Source organism: Myxococcales bacterium (genome assembly GCA_016712525.1).
Lineage (GTDB): Bacteria > Myxococcota_A > Polyangia > Polyangiales > Polyangiaceae > JAAFHV01.
Genome location: JADJQX010000001.1, coordinates 2624461 through 2642500 on the forward strand (window position 1 = coordinate 2624461; position 18040 = coordinate 2642500).

Sequence of the window (18040 nt, forward strand, 5' to 3'; positions counted from 1 at the left end):
CATGAAGGACGAGACGAGGCTCAGCATCGCGGCGAACATCGAGCGGTACGGCTACCATGCGGTCGTCGTGGCCGGTGGCGCTACGCCTCGGTGGGTCTATACGATTGGCCTATGCGAGACGGTGGGGGTCGAGCTGCTGTTCGCGGGCGGAGTCTACTACCTGAAAGACGAAGTGCTCGAGCTCATGGAGCAGGTGTCGAAGTCCTCGTTCGATGATGCAGAGTGCAGCCAGGCCCAACGCATAGCCTCCCTGGGCGTCGAGGTCGTCAAGGTCGACGCGGGGTGGTCCGAGCGACTTCTGCTCGGAGTGCAGGGGTACTACGGAACCATGAAGCCTGCGCTTCAGATCGTTCCCTTGAACTATCGCACGATCGACACGCCCAGGGCGGACCTGCCGTTCAGCCGGGAGACCGCCGGAGGGTTTCGTTGGCTGGACGAGCCATGGCCGTACGATATCCCGTCGAAGTCCGAGGCGATGGTCGATATCGGAATCGCCTTCGGTCACCCTGCGACCTATGCGGCGCGCTGGGAGGAAGACTACTGGGAGATCTTCTCGGTGCCGCAGAGCGAGATCGATCGAGAGCAGGCCAGGCTGATGCCGCTGGGGGTCCTGCTCACTTCCGATCCGACGCTGGAGGAAGTGGTGACGCTCTCCGTGGAGGGGACGTCGGCTCGAGCGCCGGGGCACGGGTGGATAGCCGGAGGGCGCGAGAGCTCTTCATGAGAGTGCACGCCGCCGCAGGAGCTTCGGTCCGGCGAAGAGAGTGGACACGCATCATGGTAGCCCTCACTCTCACCGGACGGGTCGATGCCGTGCCCACGAAGGGGCCGGAGTCGATCCCCGAACCTGACGGTCTACCGCCATGAGCAGACATCATCGCGTCGTTGTGGTCTTCGACGAGGACGCTGCGCGCGACCTCCCTAGGCTTGCCGACGAGCATCATGTCTGGATAGTGGCGTCCGAGAGGAACGTGGACGCGGCACGGAGCTATGGGGCTCGGGGTAACGCCGCCGGTGATGCTTTGGCCTCTGGGGTCTCGGTCTTTACCCGCGTCGAAACGGACCCGGGAAGGGCTCTCGAGGCGGTGCTCGAGTTGGTCGAGGATCACCACGGTGAGTTTGCGCATGAGCCCCCGGTCGACGAGGTCGTGGTCGTTGGTCTCGAACGCAGTCCTCCCGTGACGGCCGTTCTCGAGGAGTGGGGGTACAGTGAGCTCGAGCCCCTGGGGGAGGCGTTCCTTGCGAGGCGATGCGGGTAGACTCCCGGAGTGGTAGAGGCCAAGCACCGACACCGAGGCGCGCCATGTCGACCGAGTACCTGAGCTTCCTGCTCGATGTCGTGGACGGGTGGCCGCCCGTCGGCGTCGAGTGCTTGCCCGTGCGAGAGACGCCACGTGGGCACGAAGTCCTTGCTGCGCCCCTGTTCGTTCGTGACGTGTCGGTCGGAGATGTGCTGCTGGTCGAGCGTGATGACCAAGAGCGCGTGACCTCCTTCACGCACGCCTTCCGCTCGAGCCATTCGACGATTTGGCTTCTGCGCACCGGACCGGGCGTGGACGTCGAGCAAGTACTCGAGGAGGTGCGTAACGTGGGGTGCAGCACGACGGCGCTGGACCGTCTCGGAGCGTACAGCATCTGCGTTCCGTCGAACGTCGCCATGTTCGACGTCGACAGCGTGCTGGACCGCCTTTCAGAGGATGATCTTGCGGTAGCGTTCCCGTCGTCTCGTCACCCGGAGTAACTCGTAACGTCACTCGGGCGACCTTGGTCTCTGCGCCTCCCCCTGGCCGCTCGGAGGCTTCGCGAAGGGGGTGAGCGCGGCGTGACGCGGTAGAGCGAAGCCGAGAACGGCCATTGGGGGAGGCCGCGGGGGCGGATGCCGAAGGCCGAGCACCCGCGGGTGGGGGCACCCCTGCTCGCGCGCTCTCCCGACCCACGCGTGTGTAGCGAGATGGCGCGCCGACGCCCGTCCACGCCGGTGGCTCGCCCCGCGCCGACCTTCACCCTCGAGCGCCCACGCTCGTCTTCGTTCGCTCGGTGACGAAGCGTGCGCAGCGTTCGAAGGCGCGGGCGGCTTCGGGCGTCGCCGAGGCGAGGGTCATCCAGCCGTGCACCATGTCGGGGTAGCGCTCGGACTCGATGGGCAGCCCCGCCGCGCGCACGCGCTCGATGAGCTCCTCGACCTGATCGCGCAGCATCTCGCATTCGCCGTAGAGCACGAGCAACGGCGAGGTCCCGCCGAAGTCGCCATACATCGGCGAGACGCGAGGATCGTCGAGCGAGCCCGTGGGCAGGTACGTGCGTGCCCAGCTCTGGAAGGCGCTCGGCACACCCCAGTCGAAGGCTTGGTTCGTCTCGAGCGTGCCGCCCTGGCGCGCGAGGTCGACCCACGGCGAGAGCGCGATGACCCCCGCTGGCATCGGCCGGCCCTCGTCGCGCAATCGCAGGAGCGCCGCCAGGACCAAGTTTCCGCCCGCCGAGTCCCCTGCGAGCAGCACCTTCGAGGGCGCCGTGCCGGCGTCGAGCAGCGCGGTGTAGGCGGCTATCACGTCGTCGAGGGCTGCGGGGTAGCGGTGCTCCGGTGCGAGGCGGTAGTCGACCGCGAGCACGCGCGCGCCGCTCGTCACGGCGAGGTGGGCGATGAGCTCGCCGTGCGACTCGAACGACCCGTAGATGAACGAGCCGCCGTGCACGTACACGATCGTGGCCTCCGAGCGCACGTCGCGCGGCTCGAACCACCTCGCGCGGACCCCGCCGAGCGTGTCGTCGCGCTGCGTGACGCTCCCGAAGACCTTGGCCGGCGGCGCCTTCATGGTCGCCCACAGCGCACGCTCGCCGAGCGGGTCGAGCGATGCCGCGCGCTGCGAGGTGCGGCGCAGGAGGCAGATGCTCGTCTCGAAGAGCAAGGACCAGCTCGGCCTGAGCGGGCCGTGGCGGAGTCGCCTCCCGAGTGTCGACACGAGCGCGCCCATGGCTTGGAGCATCATGGTGCGGAGCCTACCCGCCGGCGAGAGAGGGTCAATGAGCGTCCCGCGGGCACCTCCGCGCGCGTGGCTCGATGCCGCGAGATGGTTTGATGGGGGAGCAGGGCGCGGTCTTCGGCGCCTTTGGCCGAGGCGCACCTTCGCACCCCTACCCCTCTACGGAGCCTTCGGCTTGCGCTTCCGTCGCGTGGATGCGCGCCACTCTGCGTAGCTCGTCAACCAGAGCTGCGCGGTCTTCGAGAGCGGCTCGGGCCACGGAATGTCGGTGACCTCGATCTCCTCCATGCCGTCGTGGCCGAACTCGTCGAAGGTGTAGCCCGGGCGCTTTTCCGGCCCGCAGAAGGCGAACCCGATGCAGTTCTCGTAGGTGCGCGCTCCAATCTCGAAGGACTCGGGCACCTCGGGGAGCGCGGCGTCGAGGCACGTCATCCAGCCTGCCTCGATCCCGTACGCGCCCCCTCGGGCCTTGGCCTTCGCGACACAATCGTCGTACGTCTTCACTCCGCGCGCTTTCTTGGCCTTCGTCGCGGGCGTGACGATCTCCTCGCGAAACGGGCGGCCATCACGCAAGCCGGTCCGGACGCGCGCGCCGCCGTAGTCGATCTCTTCGGTGATCTCGATCGCGCAGTCGACCGGCTGGACGGTCGCCAGGAGGTCCTCGAACGCGCGTACCGACGCTCCGATCGGCTCCCGGTCCGACGCGGGGTCCGCGCCGTAGCTCGGCCCGGAGGGCCCCGAGTACGCAGTGAAGCGCAGCCCGGACGCCGAGTCGTCGATGGCGTACGCGAACCCGCCGTCGATGATCGCGGTCGGCGGTCCGTACAGCGCCGTGAGCTTGCCGAGAAAGAGGAGCGGGTCCGACGCCTCGGGAGATCCCAAAAGCTCCGTGCGCGAGAAGACCTTGGAGCCGGGGAAGTACGACCGTCCTGCGAGGGCAAATCGGAGCCGGAGAGACATGGCCCTAGGTCTTACGGCGCACCGAACCACTTCTTCCCGAAGGACGTGGGGCGACGGCCTTGGTGCTCCTCGGTCGTGCTCGAGGGGCAGACGAAGGCCGAAGCTCTACGGACGTGCGCCGATCCGAGACCACTTGGTCTGCCGTATGCCGCGTTGGTCGCGGCGACGTTCGTTCGGGCCAAAGGAAACGACGGGCGGCGTGCCGAGATGCCGCTCCGGCAGACCTGGCCCACACGCCGGCCACTGTGCTTGACATGGCCACCGCGGGAACCTAGTGCCCGCGGCCCCATGACGCTCCGACCTATCCCCGTAGTTGCTGCTCTTTGCGTGTTTACCTTCTTCGTTGGGTGTGGCACGTCGACCACGGCGCCGAGCACCTCCGACGCTGGGACCCCTGAGACGGATGCCGCGGCGGATTCCCTGTCGCCTACGGTCGACGCGGGGGCGGATGGCTCGTCCGGCGACGGCGCCGTGGCCGACGCGTCGGTGGACGGAGACGCGTCGACGGGGGCGGGCCTGGGCGCCACGTGCACGGCCGACGCGGACTGCGACTCTCGACTTTGCCTGGATATCTCCACGGTCGACGACGGGCTTCAGGGGAAGTACTGCACGAAGGCGTGCACTTCCACCGCGGAGTGCTCGCCTCTCGAGCAGGCTGACTGTGACCCCTCCCCGCGCGGGATGGTCTGCCTCAGCGGCAAGTGGGGAAAGAACGGCAAGATGTAGCTGGGGGCGGCGCGGACCACTCCCTCGTGCCGCGCCAGTCACTCCGTCGCCCCGTGGGACGTCCCCGTCTTTCGGTCCCGGCTCCGCGGTTCCCGCGAGCCCGCGAGAAGCGCACACGCGCGCACCCCATTCGGGCGAATCACCCTAACGTGATTCGATAATACCGCTTGAGGGGCCGGTTCGGCGCGAGGGCCTTGGTCGTGACGAGCACGCCTCCGTTCCCTTCGATGACACGAATCGAGGCGGCGTTCGTGTCGTTGCACGTGAGGAGGACCTCGGCGAGCCCGAGCCTCCGCGCGATCGGCAAGGCTCTCCGGAGCATCTCGGTGGCGATGCCGCGCCCTCGAAACGAGGGGACGGTGTCGTAGCCGATATTTCCGCCCTCCACGCGAAGGGCCGGAGTCAGCTCGCGGCGGATCGAGATGCGGCCCGCGAAGCGCCCTTCGACGATGGCCCAGAGGTGGAGCGCCGGCACGAGCCCGTCCGCGCGTCTCCGCGAGTCCTCTCGTTTCTTCTTCACGAACGCGCCGAAGTCCTGCCCAATCGAAGCGAGGTCGTCGCCCATCCACCACGGGAGACCCTCGGCTCGAAGCTCGCCGAGCCCGTCGAGGAACGTCTCTCGGTAGCGCTCCGACGGTCGAACCAAACGAAGCTCGAGGGTCAGCACGGGATTAGAGGTCGACGACGCATCGTCGACCTCTTTCCTACTCAAGGCGTTCGCGGCAGCCGCTCGCGCTCCGCGCCATCTCGGCCCTCCAAATGAGCTCGCGAGGTGCGTGCGGCATCCCTCGGACGCTTCCCTTATTCGGCCGCCGCGGCGCTCGGGGCCGCCGGCTCGGCGAGCTTCTTCAAGAGCCTCTCGCCCGTGTGGGCGATCTCGTACTGCAGCGCGCGCGACCGCACCTCGGCGCGCTCGAGCCACCGCTCGGCGTACCCACGGCGCTCGGGGAACGCCCTCGCCTGCTCGACGAGCACCTCGGCGATCGCCTCGTCGGCCAGGAGGCGCGTGTAGCGCTCGGCGTGCAGCATCGCGAAGGCGAAGTCCTTCTTCGGGTTCCAGTCTTTCGCGAACGCCTTGGGCCACGAGGCGAGGGGCAGGTTCGCGAGGGAGCGGAGCTTGCCCTCGGCCGTCTTCCTCAGAAGGAGCTGCGTCACGGCGAGCGCCCCTCCTTGGAGCCGCGCCAGCGCGCGGTCGAGCGGGTCCCTCGCGGAGAGCGCACGCACACGCGCGTCGGCCGTCTTTCGGAGGAGATCCTGCGGGCGCGCGACGGCGGCCATGAGCGTGTCCTTCATGGCCATGAGCGACTGGATCTGGCTCGTGCCCTCGTAGATCGGCAACACGAGCGCGTCGCGGAGGAGCTTCTCGACGGGGTAGTCGCGTGTGTAGCCGGCGCCGCCGTGGATCTGGATCGCGCGCCTCGCGATCTCGACCGACTTCTCGGTGGCGAGGTACTTGAGGAGCGGGGTGTAGCGGCGCGAAATACGCTGGTGACGGGCGAGGTCGCGCTCGGCCTTCTTCTGCGCCTCGGGCCCCTTCTTGGCGCCGAACGCGCCGAAGATGGCGAGCTTCTGCGCGAGCTCCTCGTGCACCGCCGAGCTCACGGCGAGCGCGCGCAGGGCCACGAGGTCGAGCTCCATCTCGTCGAGCATGTCGGCGATCATCTCGTGCTTGGCGATGGGCTTGCCCATCGACGTGCGCACCTCGGCGTACTCCTTCGCGGCGCGGTAGGCCGCCTCGGCGAGGCCGATGCTCTCGAACGACACGCCGACGCGCGCGTTGTTCATGAGCACGAGCATGTAGCGGAACCCCTCGCCCCGTTTTCCGATGAGCTCGGCGGGCACACGGTCGAACGAGAGCGCCGCCGTGACCGAGCCGTGGTGGCCGAGCTTCTCCTCGAAGCGGTCGAGCGTGACGTAGCGCTTCTTCTCGCCGTTCGGGAGGTCGTCGTACGCCTTCACGAGGAACATGCTGAGGCCCGCGAGGCCCGCGTACGGGTCGCTCGGGTCGGCCGCGTCCTCGGTACGGGCGATGACGAAGTGCCACTTCCCGTGGCCCGACGTGATGAAGATCTTCTGGCCCGAGATCCGCCAGGTCCCGTCGGCGTCGAGCTCGGCGCGGGTGCGGAGCTTGGCCATGTCGCTCCCGGCGTTGGGCTCGGTGATGTCCATGCAGCCCCACGCCTCGCCGCGCGCGATCTCCTCGATCATCTGCGAAAAGCGGGTCTTCTCGATGGTGCCCTTCGCGACGTCGAACGTCGTCGAGCCCTCGCGCGCCGAGAAGACGAGCGCCGCGAGCGCCATGCCCCCGTGGAACGAGAAGTGCGTCATGATCGACACGTCGGCGCGGGCGAGCGCCTCGGCCCCGAGCATGTAGAGCGTGAGCGGCGCGTTGAGGCCGCCGAGCTCGCGCGGGATGCACAGCTTGTGGAGCTCCGCGTCGCGCATGGCCTGCGAGATCTCGCGGAGGGCGGGGGACTCGACGGCCTCCCCGTCGACGATCCGCGAGTGCTCGGTGTCGAGCCGGGCCGCGCGGGGCGCCACGACCTCGGCGGCGATCTGACCGAACGACTCGGCCACGGCGCGGTAGAGCTCCTTGGCCTCGTCGATCGAGCCGAACGCCTCGTCCCCGTGCTCCGACGCCGCGACGAGCTCGGCCCAGGGGATGCCGCGATCGAGGTAGAAGCCGAGGTCGTCGTTGTCGGTGAAGAAGTTCGCCATGGTCTACCTCGTCGTCGTCTTCTTGGGTTTGGCCGGGGTCTTGGGGGCGCCGTTCGTGCGGCGGGGCGCGGCCTTCGTGTCGTCACCGCGGGGCTTCGGCTCGGTGAAGATGGCTGTGCGCGCGATCCGAAAGAGCTCTTTGTCGAAGGCCTCGCGACCTCGCTCGCGCTCGGGCAGCGCCTCGCGCATCGTGTCCCACGAGGCGGCCGCCACGATGATGAGCTCGAGCACGAGCAGCACGTACGCGTCGGGGGCGACGTCCTCGGGGTGGAGCCCCTTCTCGGAGCCCTGCCGGATGTACGTGGCGATCGCGCCGACCCACAGGCGCACCTTGTCGCGGAGGAGGGCGCGGGCCTCCTTCGGTCGATCGAGGGCGTGCCGCAGGACCACGCGGGTCCGCTCGGGATCTTCGGCGAAGAACCGGTAGACGGCGCCGAGCACGGTGTCGAAGCGGCTCTCCCCGGCCGTCGCCGCGAGCAAGAGCCTCGGGAGCGTCGCCTCCCAGTGGGCCACGATCTCGCCGAGCACCGCGCGGAGCACGTGCTCTTTGGACGGGAAGTGGTGCAAGACGGCGGGCTTCGTGACCTTCACGGCCGCGGCGATGTCTTGCAGGGTGGTGCCGTCGAAGCCGCGCTCCGAGAAGAGGCGCGTGGACTCGCGCACGATGCGCTCCCGCATGGCGGGCTCGGAGGGCGCGGCGCGTTTGGCCTTGCTGGTGACCATTTGGACGCCGTTCCCTTACCAAACGGTAAGCGCTTGTCAAACGTGCACGCCCCCCACCACGGGCGGGAGGCCGCGTGGGTGCTTACGGCCCGCGTGCGCCTACGCTCGCGCTCAGAAGCGCGCGAGGGCGTGCAGCGCGCCGCCGAAGAGCACCACGGTGCCGGAGCCACCCGGTGTGAGACCGAGCTCCGGTCCGAGCTCCAGCGCGACGCGCTCGCCGAGGCCGAGCGACGCGTACGCGGCGAGGCGCGTGAAGAAACGCGCGTCCTTGGCGGCGCCGAGCGTCACGAAGGTGCCGAGGCCCACGTCCGGCACGACGAAGACCCGCGCGGTCGGGACCACGGGCAACGCGTACCGCGCGCCCACGTCGAGCACGAGGGCCTTCGGGCCCGCGACGGTGCCCTGCACGTTCGCGCGGAGCTCGAGCCCGCGGACCGCCTCGACGTGGTACCCGAGCACGCCGCCCAGGTAGAACGACGTCGCCGAGCCCGTCGCGTTGCCGGGTCGCGACACCGCCGAGAGCACCGCCATGCTCGCGCCCACCGCGAGCGGGTGCCCCTCGGCGTACGGGTGCGCGACCTTGGGCACGGGGAGCTCCTCGGGCTTCTTGGGCTCCTCGGGCTTCTTGGGCTCTTCGGGTTTCTTGGGCTCTTGAGGCTTCTTCGGGCCCGCGTGCGTCCACGGGAGGTCGGCGTTGGCGACCCCCTCGGGGCGGAGGAGCAGCACGAGCATCTCGGTGATCTGCGGCACCTCTTCGGTCTCCGAGATCTCGCGCGCGAGCAGCTCGACGCGCCCTGTCTTGACCTGGCACGCCTCGAGCTCGAGCCGGTAACCGTCGGCCCGGTGGATGGCGGTCCCGCGGAGCGTCCAGTCGACGCCCGCGGCCGCCCCGTACGCGCGGTACTCTTCGCTCGTGTCGGCTTGGCCGTCTTTCACGGCGGCCTTGCCCGTCGCGGCCTCTCCGGCCGAAGGCAGAGCATGTTTCGCCGCCGTGACCGCGGCCGACGTCGCCGACTCGGCGCGGGTGTCGCCCGGAGGGAAGGGGAGCACGGCGACCCTGTCGGCGAGCGCGGGCGTGGCCACGAGGACGATGGCCGAGGCCGAGAGCAGGGCACCGAAAGTTCCGCGAAGGCGCATGGGCGCCCGCGAGTAAAGCACACCCTCGGCGACCGACGAATCGCCGCGATTCGCGGGTGCCCCGTGGGGCATGCCCGGGGTATGACGTTGGGTCATGCGCGCGCTCTCCTCGTGCCGGCCCCTCCCGCTCCTCGTCGCGTTCGCTTCGCTCTCGTTGGGCGCTTCGGCGTGCGAGGCGGTCCCCCCGCCTTCACCGGCCGCGCCCCCCGCCGCGCCCGTCGCCCCGAAGGCGCCTCCCCAGGCCGCTCCGAGCCCGAGCCCCGTCCGAGCGGCGATCCTCGACCCGAAGCTGACCCCGCGGAGAGCGTTCTTCGTGCCGCCGGAGCGCACCCTCGTGAAGATGAGCCCCGACGGAAAACGCGTCGCGTACGTGACCGCGCGCGACGGCGTGCCGAACGTCGTCGTCGCGAAGATCGACACGCCGGACGTGGCCGAGGCGAGCACGCACGACACCCTCCGCGGCGTGCGCTCCTACACGTGGGCCATGACCGGCAAACACGTCGTCTACCGCAAAGACGAGGACGGGACCGAGAACTACCACCTCCACGCGCTCGACGTGACCACCGGGGCCGACCGTGACCTCACGCCGATCCCGCGGGTCCAGGCGCGCCTCGAGGCGCGGAGCCGCAAGCACCCGCGCGAGGTGGCCGTCGCCCTGAACGAGCGCGACGCGCGGGCCCACGACGTGTTCGTGGTCGACGTCGTCACGGGCAAGCGGCGCCTTCAGCGCAAGAACGACGAGGGCATCGCGGCCTTCGTCTACGACGACGAGCTCGTGCCGCGCGTAGGCCTCCGCGTCGACTCCGACGGAGGCACGTCGTACCTCGTGGAGGACGGGACGAAGCGCCTCGCCACGCTCCTCGCCAAGGTGCCCTTACAAGACACGCAGGCCACGTCTCCGCTCGGGATCGACGCGGCCAAGCGCGAGCTCTACCTCGTCGACTCGCGCGGGCGAGACACGGCGGCGCTCGTCGCGATCGATCTTCGCACGCGTGCGTCGCGGGTCGTGGTGGACGACGGCCAGGCCGACATCGAGGGGGCCACGTTCGATCCGACCACGCTCCGGCCCGACGCCGCCCAGGCGACCTACGCCGAGCCACGATGGCACCTCGCGAGCGACGCGCTCGCCCGCGATTTCGAGGCGCTCCGTGAGCTCGCCCGGGGCGACTCGTTCGACGTCGTCACCCGCTCGCTCGACGATACGCGGTGGCTCGTCGCCGTGAGCTCGCCCGTCCACCCGACCCGCTATTTTTCCTACGACAGGGCCAAGGACCCGAAGGCGACGCCGGTCGCGAGGGTCCTCTTCTCGGCGTCGAAGGAGCTCGAGGCGCTCGAGCCCTCGCCCGTGTTCTCGCGCGTGATCCGAGCGCGTGACGGCCTCTCGCTCGTCTCGTACCTGACGCTCCCGCGCGGCGCCGACGCCGACCACGACGGTCGCCCCGACGCTCCGCTCCCGATGGTGCTGCTCGTGCACGGCGGCCCGTGGGCGCGGGACGGGTTCGGGCTCTCGCCGAAGGCGCAGTTCCTCGCGAGCCGCGGGTACGCCGTGCTCTCGGTCAATTTCCGAGGCTCCACGGGCTTCGGGAAGGCCTTCGTCGACGCCGGGGATCGCGAGTGGTCGAAGAAGATGAACGACGATCTCGTCGACGCCGTGGCGTGGGCCCAAAACGAGCACATCGCCGAGCCGGGCAGGGTGGCGTTCGTGGGCTCGAGCTACGGCGGGTACGCGGCGCTCGCGGGGCTCGGGGGCGCGCCGGACAAGGTCGCGTGCGCGGTCGACGTGGCCGGGCCCGTGAACGTGCCGCGGTTCCTCGGCGCGAGCACACCCGCGTTCCCCGCCGAGGCCGAAGAGCTGGAGAGGCGGGTCGGCTCCGGGAAGACCGCGGAGGGGCGCGCCGAGCTCACGAAGATCTCGCCGCTCACGTTCGCGTCGCGCATCACGAAGCCTCTGCTCGTCGTGCACGGCGAGAAGGACCCGCGAGTGCGCCTCGACGACGTCAAAGAGCTCACGGCCCTCGCGGGCAAGAACGGTCAGCCGGTGACCCTCGTGGTCTTCCCGAACGAGGGCCACGGTGTCGCGCGCCCCGACAATCGCCTCGCCGTCGACGTGCTCACCGAGGCCTTCCTGGCGCGCTGCTTGGGCGGCCGCTACGCCCCGGTCGGGGCCGACCTCGACGGGGTGCAAATGACCGTACCCATTGGAAAATCCGAGCTTCCGGGGCCCCTCGAGCCCACCCCTCGCCCGAAGCCCTCGGCGCCGTAGCGTGGGGCGTGCCGTCTAGGGTAGCCTCGTTGCCTCAAAGGTACATCGATGACCCAACCTGCCGGCGGCGACGCCCAATCGTTTCCTTGCTCCAACTGCGGCGCGAAGCTGAACTACGACGCAGGCACCCAGGCCATGAAGTGCCCCTACTGCGGGCACCAGCAGGCCGTCCAGACGCGCCCCGCCGTGGTCCAGCAGGCGGGCTACGTGCAGCAGGAGCAGGTCCGCGAGATCCCGATCGAGCAGGGCATGGCGATGGCCGCGAAGGGCCTCGGCGTGCAGGTCACGACGATCAACTGCAAGGATTGCGGCGCCACCGTGAACATCGGCGAGGGCGAGCGCACGACGGCGTGTGCGTTCTGCGGCTCGCACCAGGTGCTCCAGGCCCACACGAACGACCAGGCCATTCGCCCCGAGAGCCTCGTCCCGTTCAAGATCAACAAACAGTCCGCGAACGACCTCTTCGGCAAGTGGCTCGCGAGCCTCTGGTTCCGCCCGAACGACCTCACCAAGATCGCCAAGGTGCAGGAGATGGGCGGCGTCTACGTCCCCTTCTGGACGTTCGACTCCATGGTCTACTCGAACTGGACCGCCGAACGCGGCTGGTACTACTACGAGACCGAGACCTACACCGCGTACGAGAACGGGCAGTCGGTCACGCGCACGCGCCAAGTGCAGCGCACGCGGTGGGAGTCGGCCTGGGGTAGCCGCAACGACTTCTTCGACGACACCCTCGTGTGCGCCGGCAAGGGCCTCCCCGGGGACCTCGTCGAGAAGTTCTCGACGTTCAACACGCGCGAGCTCATTCCCTACGCGCCCCACTACCTCGCCGGGTGGCGCGCCGAGGCCTACGCGATCGACCTCATGCCGGCCTGGTCGATCGGCCAACAGAAGATGGCGCGCGTGCAAGAGGGCAGGTGCGCGGGCGACATCGGCGGCGACACGCACCGCGGCCTCAACGTGTCGAACAACTTCACTCAGGTCACGTTCAAGCACGTGCTCCTGCCCATCTGGATCGCGGCCTACCGCTACAACGACAAGGTCTACCGCTTCCTCGTGAACGGCCAGACGGGCGAGGTCGTCGGTAAAGCCCCGTACTCGTTCTGGAAGATCTTCTTCCTCGTGCTCGGCATCCTCACCGTGATCGGCATCGGCGTGGGCATCTACTACGCGACCCACGAAGAGGAGCCCGAGCCCCCGCAGAAGCCCGTGCCCACGGCCACGGCCAAGCCTACCGCGAAGCCCACCGCGAAGGACGACGACGACGACGTGCCCGTTCCGTCGGCTACGGCCACCGGCTCGGCCAAGAAGCCCGCCGCGCTCCCCTCGGGCACGAAGCCCGCGACCGCCCCCTCGGGCAGCGCGAAGCCGGCCGCGTCGGGCAGCGCCAAGCCCGCGGCCTCGGGCAGCGCGAAGCCTCCCGCACCGGCCCCGTCCGGAGCGAAGCCCGCGCCCTCGGCACCCGCGAAGCCGAAGTGAGATCCGCGGGGCGCACGTCATGAGGACGAGCGCCCCGCAGCATCGCCCCCTCACGGTAGGCGAATCGACGCGAGCGACGGGCGCGCCCCTCCGGCGGGCGACGCGCTGCTGAAGAAGGCGGCGCTCGTCACGAGGAGGCGCTTCTCGCCGCCGAACACCCCTAGCTCGAGGCTCGCGGGCCCATCGAGGGGCGCGCCGTCGACCACGGGGCGAACGCCGAGCCCCTCGGACCAAGAGAGCACGCGGCCCGGGAGCCCGTTCTGCGCGACGTAGAGGGTGCCGTCGGCCGCGTCGCGCGCGAGCCCGTCGAGCCCGACGTAACCGCAGTCCTCGAAGACGGCGGAGGGCTCACCGGCGCGCCCGTCCGGGAGCACGGGGATCTTCACGAGCGAGCCCTTCGAGGTGTTGAGGACGTACGCCGCGCCGCGCGCGAACACGATGCCGTTCGCGCCCATCGGGAAGGGCAGGTCGGAGCGGCACGCGACCGAGCCCTCGAGCGCCGCGCCCCTCGCCCACTCTTCGGCGGCGCCGTCGGCGGCGATACGGAACACGATCCCGGCGGCCGAGTCGGTGACGTAGAGGAGGCCCTTGTCGTCGAAGGCGAGGCCGTTCGGGAACGTCATCTTTGGGGAGCTCGCGAAGGGCTTCGTGACCGCCCCGCCGCCCGCCGGGATTTTGTAGATCCCGGGCGTCGTCGCGCTCGCGTCCGGGCGGTTCCGCGTGGACGCTGCGTAGAGGTTTCCTGCGGCGTCGAAGGCGAGGCCCGTGAGATAGCCGTCGCGTCCCCCGGGCGGGACGGTCGCGTAGGTCCGCGTGGACCCGTCGCTGCCCGTCTCGAGGATCGTCCCAAGGGGCGCGAGGCCGACGTAGGCCTTCCCCTCGCGGACGACGAGGCCCTCGGGGAGCTGGAAAGACGCGGCGTCGAAGGCGTGGACGATCGTCGCCGTCGCGGGCTTGGGGCCACCCTCGGGCGGCTGGGGCTCGACGGTGGCCGTAGCGCACGCGGCGATGGTGACGGAGAGAGCGAGGAGGACGGAGGAGGTGTGCATGTTCATGCCGTGGAGAGTGCGGTGGGGGAGGCCGCAGCGGCAGTGGCGACCGGCTGGACGTAGTGTCCCGAAGTTGGGACAATCGGAGCGTGATCGAGCCAACCCTGGACCCTCAAGAGATGCTCGTCTTCGCGGCGGTCGCGCGCGCCCGTGGCATTCGTGGAGCCTCGGCGCTGCTCGGCATCCCGCGGTCGACGATCGGTCGTCGGCTCGAGGCGCTCGAGCGCGCCGTCGGGGAGCGGCTCGTCCACCGCACGACCCGCGCCTTCACCCTGACGCGGACGGGCGCGCTGCTCGCGGAGCGCTGCGAGGAGCTCCGCGAGGTCGTCGAGCGGGCGAGCTCGCTCGTACGGGACGCGGCCACGGAGGTCTCGGGGGTCGTCCGTATCTCGGTCGCTCCTGGCCTCGAGCCTTTGCTCCCCGACGTGCTCGGGCGGCTCGCGCTCACGTACCCGCGCCTCGTCCTCGAGGTCTCGGTCACCATCGAGCTCGAGGAGCCTCGCCGCGGCGGCATCGACGTCGCCCTCCGCGTCGGTGCGCCCGCGGACAGCTCGGAGCACGTGGCGATGAAGCTCGGTGCCGCCCCCACCGGCACGTTCGCGTCGCCTGGCTACCTCGCGTCGCGAGGAGCGCCGCGTCGCCCGGCGGATCTCGTCGACCACGAGTGCGTGCTCGTCGGCCGCAAGCCGCGCACCACCTGGTCCTTCCGTGGCTCCGAACGGGACGAGGTGGTCGTCGTGCGAGGCCGGACGCGTGTCGACTCGCCCGCGCTAGCCCGGGAGCTTGCGGCGCGCGGGGTAGGGATCGTCCGAACGCCGCGGCACCTCGCGTCGCCGTTCGTCGAGGCGCGTCGCCTGACCCCTGTGCTCGAGGCCTACTGGCCCACGAGCTCCGCGTACGTCGTCTACGCCGGCGGGAAGGTGCCGCGTCGTGTGCGTGTGGTCGTCGACGCGCTCCGCGAGGGGGCGCGCGGAGCCCTCGGCGCTCCGTGAATCGGCTTCCTCGGGTCGCCGCAGAAGGCCCGTCGAGCCACGTACCGATGCTTACCGAGGACGGCCGCGCGCCTTCGCCGCCCGTTCAACGCCCCTTCGTGTCGCCCCTCGAGAGGTGCGTCACGGCCTCGCCGAGGCCGTCGAGGGTGAGCTGGAACATGCTGAAGACCTTGGAGATCGCCTCGGCGGTGCCGCCCTTCCAGTAGGCCGGAGGGTCGGGGTTCAGCCAGGCCGCGCGGCGGAAGTGATCGGAGAGGCGCATGAGCCAGCGGATGCCGGGCATCATCTCGCCGCCCCCGCGTGTGTAGTACTCCCAGTCGCCCGCACCGAGGAGCTCGGTCGGGTGCATGGCCGCGTCGCCGACGAGCACGAGCTTCCACTCGGGGCCGCACTGCTCGAGCACGTCCTTCAAGAGCACCGGATCCGAGAAGCGCTCGGTCTCGTAGAGCCGCCCGTAGACGCAGTTGTGGAAGTAGTACGTCTTGAGCGACCGAATGTTCGACGCGCGTTTCGCCGCAGAAAATAGCCTCGAGACCACCTCGGCGTGGGGATCCATCGAGCCGCCCACGTCCATCAAGAGGAGCACGCGTGTGTTCGATTTGCGCGGCGGGCGAAGCACGATCTCGAGCTCGCCGGCGTTCTTGGCCGTCTCGCGCACCGTCTCTTCGATGTCGAGCTCGTCGATCTGACCTTCGCGTTGGAACACCCGCAGCTTGCGGAGCGCCACCTCGATCTGGCGCACGTCGAGCACGAGGTCGGAGCGGTACGGTTTGTACCTGCGCGCGTCGGCCACGCCCATGGCGCTCTTCCCCCCGCCGGCGGGCCCCACGCGGAGCCCCGAGGGGTGAGCGCCTTGCGCGCCGAAGGGGCTCGTGCCGCCCGTGCCCACCCAACGGTTGCCGCCGTCGTGCCGGCTGCGCTGCTCCTTGAGCCGCTCCTCGAAGCGCTTTCGCAGCTCCTCCATGTCGAGCGTCTCGAGGGCCGCGAGCTCCTCCGCCGACAGCTCCTTGCGCGTGCGTGGGTCCTTGAGCCAATCGTCGAGCTCGGCCACGATCTCGAGGCTCTGCGCCGCGATGCCCTTGAAATGCGCGAGGTAGGCCTCGTCGAACGGGTCGAGGTCGGTCTCGCGGTGCACGCAGATGGCGCGCGCCACGTGGTAAAAACCGTCGAGCGAGCTCTCGTGGAGACCCTTCACGAGAGCCCTCGCGAGGGCCACCGCCTCTTGCGGACCGACCTTCACCTTCTTCTGCCGAAGCTCGTACAAAAACGGCACGAACACGGCGCTCATTTGGAGGCTCCTTGGCCGCAGCGGGCGTCGCCCGGGGTGCGTGCGACGAGGTCGTAGTCGCCCACGGGGAGCGCTCTCGGCAAGGTCAAGCTGCCTCCGTACTTCCCGTGATCGTCGGTGGCGAGGTGGCCGACGATGGTCTCGTGCCCTTGTTTCTCGCGGAGCACGATCTCGACCGTGACCCGAGGGCACGGCTCGCCGTCGGCCTTGACGACGCCCTCGGCGACGAGCTTCCCCCCACGCGACGCGCTCTTTTGCGGCAGCGAGAGATCGACCGTGGCCTTAGGGCGCGCGTCGTCGAGGTTCGGGGCTCTGGTCGAGCCACCTTCTTTCGACATGCCACCCTGGGACGAAGAGGACGACGGATCGCCGCCGGACGAGCTCTTCGACGAAGACCCTTGGGGGGCGGGGGAGTCTCCCGAGGCGCCCTTCGGGTCGGCGCTCGCCGGGGCTTTCGGGCCACCTTGGGACGGCCCATTCGGCGACGGGTTCCGAGGATCCGACGGGGGAGGTCGCGAGGCGAGGTCGTCGCCGCGGGTGGCACCCACGGGCCACGAGAACGGGTCGGGCGGCGCCTCGAAGGGCACGTTCGAGGATTGGGGGTCTCGGAGCATGTTCCCCGCGCCGCCGAGGTCGATCCGCACGAAGCGTGTCCCGTCGTGCACCTCGACCCAGGCGTGCGCCTCGTTCGCGATCATGCGCGTGGGGATCCCCATCCCGAGCGCCGTGATCAGGAAAGCGAACGCACGATGGCGGCACACACCCTTCTTCGAGAGCGCGAGATCCGTGTAAATATCATGCACCGGCGGCGGGCTCTCGTCCCAGTCTTGGAAGCTGCGGAAGTAGGCCACGAGGCGCGTCACGTTGTCGTGGGGGGAGAGCTGCCGGCCGACGCCGAGCGCCTTCGCGACGTTCGCCTGCGCGCGAGCCACGTTGGGCGGCAGCGGCGGCACGTACGGGAGCCTGTCCCACGACGGATCTCCGAAGGTCCCGCCGAAGGCCGCGCGCGCGATCGCGAGCTGCATGACGAGGCGCACGCGCGACATGGTCGTCCCCTCGACGAACCAGTTCTCGGCGCTGTCCTTCGAGATGCGCACCGGCACGTCCTCCGTGCCGACGCCGGCCCTCGATTTGACGATGCGCGTGCCGGGGCCCACGCTCGGGATGCGGGAGGGGTGCCCCGGTACGATGTCGACCACGAGGTCGGCGAAGAACGTCTCTTCGGTGGCCGGCACGACCGGGCCCGTGTCCCGCGAGAGCTGCGTGAGCTTGGGCCCTCGAACGTAGAGCACGAAGCTCTCGTCGACCGCGTCGTAGGCCGACAAACGCTTGAACGGGGCCGTCGACGGGCGAAAGGGTTCGTCGTACGGGAGGGCGTCGGGCTTCTTCGTGTTGCGGTCGGGCGAGAAGGTGCTGTCGGGCGCGCCACCCGGGCCGCTCGGCCCCGGGGCGTACGGGGCGCGCTTCGTGTCGTCGAGCTTCGTGGGATCGGGCGCGGTGACGAGCCCCGAGCGTGTGTCGAGCGCGGCGGGCAGCTCGCCGTCGAGGCTCACCGAGAGCGCCACGTCCTCGCGTGGATCTTCGCCGATGGGCTCGTGGAGCGTGGGGCCGCGATCGGCGAACGACGTGAGGGTGGTCGTCGTCACGAGCACGGCCGCGAAGGCCGCGACGAAGGCTCTGCGTCGCGCGGGGTCCAAGCCACGAAACGATACCGCTGTCGGCCT

At 69.9% G+C, this 18040-nt stretch carries 15 protein-coding genes; 6 read left to right on the forward strand and 9 right to left on the reverse strand.

Translation table 11 applies throughout. From position 1 onward, the window contains the following. Position 1: 1 nt before the first annotated feature. The 3 genes from IPK71_11205 (at position 2) to IPK71_11215 (ending at position 1741) form a co-directional block, all read left to right on the forward strand. Positions 2–724: a DUF4262 domain-containing protein gene (locus IPK71_11205; GenBank protein MBK8214305.1), complete on the forward strand. Its 723-nt coding sequence runs from the start codon at positions 2–4 to the stop codon at positions 722–724. 139 nt (positions 725–863) lie between these two features. Continuing rightward, positions 864–1259, forward strand: coding sequence for a hypothetical protein (locus tag IPK71_11210; GenBank protein MBK8214306.1), 396 nt, complete (start codon positions 864–866; stop codon positions 1257–1259). A gap of 44 nt (positions 1260–1303) precedes the next feature. Further along, complete coding sequence (locus IPK71_11215) at positions 1304–1741, forward strand: DUF4265 domain-containing protein (GenBank protein MBK8214307.1); 438 nt, start codon at positions 1304–1306, stop codon at positions 1739–1741. Positions 1742–2000: 259 nt separating this feature from the next. Here the strand turns inward: IPK71_11215 and IPK71_11220 are convergent, their stop codons facing one another. From IPK71_11220 to IPK71_11245, 6 genes are all read right to left on the reverse strand, one after another. Beyond that, entirely contained in the window at positions 2001–2987 is a 987-nt protein-coding gene (locus tag IPK71_11220; protein MBK8214308.1) for an alpha/beta hydrolase, read from the reverse strand. A gap of 153 nt (positions 2988–3140) precedes the next feature. Then, complete coding sequence (locus IPK71_11225; protein MBK8214309.1) at positions 3141–3941, reverse strand: hypothetical protein; 801 nt, start codon at positions 3939–3941, stop codon at positions 3141–3143. 865 nt (positions 3942–4806) lie between these two features. Next, entirely contained in the window at positions 4807–5232 is a 426-nt protein-coding gene (locus IPK71_11230; GenBank protein MBK8214310.1) for a GNAT family N-acetyltransferase, read from the reverse strand. Between the two features lie 236 nt (positions 5233–5468). Beyond that, positions 5469–7385 (reverse strand): acyl-CoA dehydrogenase family protein, encoded by a 1917-nt coding sequence (locus IPK71_11235; protein MBK8214311.1) that lies wholly within the window; start codon positions 7383–7385, stop codon positions 5469–5471. A gap of 3 nt (positions 7386–7388) precedes the next feature. Beyond that, the gene (locus IPK71_11240) at positions 7389–8108 is read right to left on the reverse strand and encodes a TetR/AcrR family transcriptional regulator (GenBank protein MBK8214312.1); all 720 of its coding nucleotides are present in this window, start codon (positions 8106–8108) and stop codon (positions 7389–7391) included. A 111-nt stretch (positions 8109–8219) separates the two neighbouring features. Then, entirely contained in the window at positions 8220–9341 is a 1122-nt protein-coding gene (locus IPK71_11245; protein ID MBK8214313.1) for a hypothetical protein, read from the reverse strand. Between IPK71_11245 and IPK71_11250 the strand changes: the two genes are divergently transcribed. Together IPK71_11250 and IPK71_11255 are read left to right on the forward strand one after the other, a co-directional pair. After that, positions 9340–11508 (forward strand): S9 family peptidase, encoded by a 2169-nt coding sequence (locus tag IPK71_11250; protein ID MBK8214314.1) that lies wholly within the window; start codon positions 9340–9342, stop codon positions 11506–11508. The genes IPK71_11245 and IPK71_11250 overlap by 2 nt on opposite strands. Positions 11509–11556: 48 nt before the next feature. Beyond that, positions 11557–12987, forward strand: coding sequence for a hypothetical protein (locus IPK71_11255; GenBank protein MBK8214315.1), 1431 nt, complete (start codon positions 11557–11559; stop codon positions 12985–12987). Between the two features lie 50 nt (positions 12988–13037). On the opposite strand, the gene IPK71_11260 is transcribed toward IPK71_11255, so the two are convergent. Then, positions 13038–14042, reverse strand: a complete 1005-nt coding sequence (locus tag IPK71_11260) for a hypothetical protein (GenBank protein ID MBK8214316.1) — start codon at positions 14040–14042, stop codon at positions 13038–13040. An 83-nt stretch (positions 14043–14125) separates the two neighbouring features. Between IPK71_11260 and IPK71_11265 the strand changes: the two genes are divergently transcribed. After that, positions 14126–15028, forward strand: coding sequence for a LysR family transcriptional regulator (locus IPK71_11265; protein ID MBK8214317.1), 903 nt, complete (start codon positions 14126–14128; stop codon positions 15026–15028). 85 nt (positions 15029–15113) lie between these two features. Here IPK71_11265 and IPK71_11270 read toward each other — a convergent pair whose 3' ends face one another. Continuing rightward, positions 15114–16307, reverse strand: coding sequence for a VWA domain-containing protein (locus tag IPK71_11270; protein MBK8214318.1), 1194 nt, complete (start codon positions 16305–16307; stop codon positions 15114–15116). Between the two features lie 5 nt (positions 16308–16312). Further along, positions 16313–18013 carry a transglutaminase family protein gene (locus IPK71_11275; GenBank protein ID MBK8214319.1) on the reverse strand — a complete coding sequence of 567 codons (1701 nt, stop codon included), beginning with the start codon at positions 18011–18013 and terminating at the stop codon, positions 16313–16315. Between the last annotated feature and the right edge of the window lie 27 nt (positions 18014–18040).

Bases quoted from the DNA above. Each gene is read 5' to 3' on its own strand.
- IPK71_11245 (MBK8214313.1), bottom strand. From the start codon at position 9,341: ATGACCCAACGTCATACCCCGGGCATGCCCCACGGGGCACCCGCGAAT.
- IPK71_11225 (MBK8214309.1), bottom strand. From the start codon at position 3,941: ATGTCTCTCCGGCTCCGATTTGCCCTCGCAGGACGGTCGTACTTCCCC.
- IPK71_11235 (MBK8214311.1), bottom strand. From the start codon at position 7,385: ATGGCGAACTTCTTCACCGACAACGACGACCTCGGCTTCTACCTCGAT.
- IPK71_11210 (MBK8214306.1), top strand. From the start codon at position 864: ATGAGCAGACATCATCGCGTCGTTGTGGTCTTCGACGAGGACGCTGCG.
- IPK71_11240 (MBK8214312.1), bottom strand. From the start codon at position 8,108: ATGGTCACCAGCAAGGCCAAACGCGCCGCGCCCTCCGAGCCCGCCATG.
- IPK71_11215 (MBK8214307.1), top strand. From the start codon at position 1,304: ATGTCGACCGAGTACCTGAGCTTCCTGCTCGATGTCGTGGACGGGTGG.
- IPK71_11230 (MBK8214310.1), bottom strand. From the start codon at position 5,232: ATGGGCGACGACCTCGCTTCGATTGGGCAGGACTTCGGCGCGTTCGTG.
- IPK71_11250 (MBK8214314.1), top strand. From the start codon at position 9,340: ATGCGCGCGCTCTCCTCGTGCCGGCCCCTCCCGCTCCTCGTCGCGTTC.
- IPK71_11255 (MBK8214315.1), top strand. From the start codon at position 11,557: ATGACCCAACCTGCCGGCGGCGACGCCCAATCGTTTCCTTGCTCCAAC.
- IPK71_11220 (MBK8214308.1), bottom strand. From the start codon at position 2,987: ATGATGCTCCAAGCCATGGGCGCGCTCGTGTCGACACTCGGGAGGCGA.
- IPK71_11205 (MBK8214305.1), top strand. From the start codon at position 2: ATGAAGGACGAGACGAGGCTCAGCATCGCGGCGAACATCGAGCGGTAC.
- IPK71_11260 (MBK8214316.1), bottom strand. From the start codon at position 14,042: ATGAACATGCACACCTCCTCCGTCCTCCTCGCTCTCTCCGTCACCATC.